Source organism: Oleiphilus sp. HI0079, assembly GCF_001635105.1.
Genome location: NZ_LWFT01001051.1, coordinates 1 through 2030, shown reverse-complemented (window position 1 = coordinate 2030; position 2030 = coordinate 1). Strand labels below are relative to the sequence as shown.

The following is a 2030-nucleotide window of genomic DNA, read 5'->3' as shown; positions in this document are numbered from 1 at the left end:
AGCCGATATATACGCGCCTGCATATCTCCCATCTTCAGAGTGAGAGCATCCAGAGTCTGCTTGCTGTCACGCTGCAATTCTCGCAATTCATGTTTTTGGTCATTGAGCGAGGAATCCCACGCCTCAATCACGACTCGATCGACCAAAGCATTTGGATCCGTTTTATAAAACTCTTTTGCGGCATAAGCGCCAAGAGCAACGAGCGCCAGAACAAAAACGAGCAACACGAAAAGTAGAATAGAAATAGCGTGCGAACCCAGCTTAATGCTGCGAGACTGTCCGTGGTGTTTGCCAACGAGAATAATGTTCATGCTTTGACTACGATTGATAATTTCATAGCTAGTAAGTATAACGCTTACAAAAGATTTAACCTAATTTGAGAAAACCGATTTCGCATGCCCCGTCAACCCCGCACAAAAAGACTTAGCGACATACTTAGTCACGAGCAAACAATTAGACGTTCTGGTGCGCTAAGGACACTTTTCTCCGGCGCAGCTTCCAGAGAATCGATCCATACCCGTTTTGAAGAATGCCTACCCGATCAACTTAAATGGCAATTCATCGTTGCAGGTTTGCAGCAAGGCTTGTTGACGTTGCATTGCGCCTCAGCAGCGCTGGCAACGCGCTTTCGGTTTGAAGAAGACCGGATTTTAAAAGCACTTCAAATGCGAATCGGGCAATCACAGGTAGCTGCGATCAAAGTCCAAATCAGGCCCAACTCAGTTCCGAAGCCAGCCACAAAGACAGGCAAAGTTACAAAAAAGAGAGCGGCTGGGAATCAAACGATCGACGAGCGACTGGAAGGAGTATTGGAGCGACTGGGTCGCCGCTCCGATGAGAACAAAGTTACGCTGCAAGTACCGGTTTCATATAGGAGATAGGGGCAGTGCTTGCATCTTCGTAGGTTTGAACTTCCCAAGCATCGGTTTCTTTGATCAACTTGCGTAAAAGCTTGTTATTCAGATCGTGACCGGATTTAAAGCCTTTAAACTCACCAACGAGTGAGTTGCCGAGCAGATATAGATCGCCGATTGCGTCGAGTATTTTGTGCTTGACGAACTCATCATCATAACGCAAACCGTCCTCGTTAAGCACCTTGTACTCATCAACAACAATCGCATTATCAACGCTGCCACCTAAGGCAAGATTCATTGCACGTAATCTTTCTATGTCTCGCATAAAACCAAAGGTTCTTGCTCGACTTACTTCCTTCACAAAGGAGGTGCTCGAAAAATCTATACACGCGTCTTGATTACGGTTCTTGAAAACTGGGTGATCAAAGTCGATCGAGAAGCCAACCTTAAAGCCATTAAATGGCACAAAAGTAGCGGTCTTCCCATCCTCTTCAACAGTGACTTCTCGCGTGATACGAATAAATTTCTTCGCAGCATCTTGTTCCTGAATTCCGGCGGATTGAATCAGGAACACGAACGGTCCGGCACTGCCATCCATTATTGGTACTTCTTCAGAGCTCAGTTCGATACGACAATTATCGATACCGAGACCTGCCATTGCAGACAACAAATGCTCAACGGTTGCCACCTTAACGCCATTTTTAACAAGCGTGGTCGACAGCATTGTTTCACCAACATTTTCTGCACGAGCTGCGATTTCAACATTTGGCTCAAGATCGGTTCTGATAAACACAATTCCAGAATCAATCGGTGCGGGTTTTAGGGTCAAATAAACCTTTTTCCCCGAGTGTAAGCCAACGCCTGTTGCGCGTATCGTGTTCTTTAATGTGCGTTGTCTAATCATAAGTATACTTCGCCAATTGTATGTACTGATAATTGGCCACTGGCCAAAAAACAGGCGCATACTAACAGATGGTACCTAGTTTCCCAAGCAGATTGTCTAACCTGTCACTAAGCAGTCATAAACCTTTACGATACTCAGTCAGCTTGTCTGCGAAGAAAAGCTGGAATATCCAAGTAATCAACACTTGGCGTTGGTTCAACGTCCTGGCGCACTGCAGCGCTGCCCTGCGAGTCGGCTGCAACAGCTCTTCGGCGACTAATCGCTGGTCTATC

3 protein-coding genes are annotated in these 2030 nt (G+C 46.2%); 1 reads left to right on the top strand and 2 read right to left on the bottom strand.

The window, feature by feature from the left end; translation table 11 throughout:
- Positions 1-311: hypothetical protein (locus tag A3750_RS18865; protein WP_369819956.1), on the bottom strand; the 311-nt coding region annotated here is incomplete at its 3' end.
- Between the two features lie 84 nt (positions 312-395).
- Between A3750_RS18865 and A3750_RS18860 the strand changes: the two genes are divergently transcribed.
- Complete coding sequence (locus tag A3750_RS18860; protein WP_068548623.1) at positions 396-881, top strand: DciA family protein; 486 nt, start codon at positions 396-398, stop codon at positions 879-881.
- On the opposite strand, the gene lpxC is transcribed toward A3750_RS18860, so the two are convergent.
- Positions 847-1758 (bottom strand): UDP-3-O-acyl-N-acetylglucosamine deacetylase, encoded by a 912-nt coding sequence (lpxC, locus tag A3750_RS18855; protein ID WP_068458700.1) that lies wholly within the window; start codon positions 1756-1758, stop codon positions 847-849. The genes A3750_RS18860 and lpxC overlap by 35 nt on opposite strands.
- Positions 1759-2030 lie beyond the last annotated feature (272 nt).

Excerpts from the sequence above, each read along its gene's own strand:
- lpxC (WP_068458700.1), bottom strand. The coding sequence starts at position 1,758 with ATGATTAGACAACGCACATTAAAGAACACGATACGCGCAACAGGCGTT.
- A3750_RS18860 (WP_068548623.1), top strand. The coding sequence starts at position 396 with ATGCCCCGTCAACCCCGCACAAAAAGACTTAGCGACATACTTAGTCAC.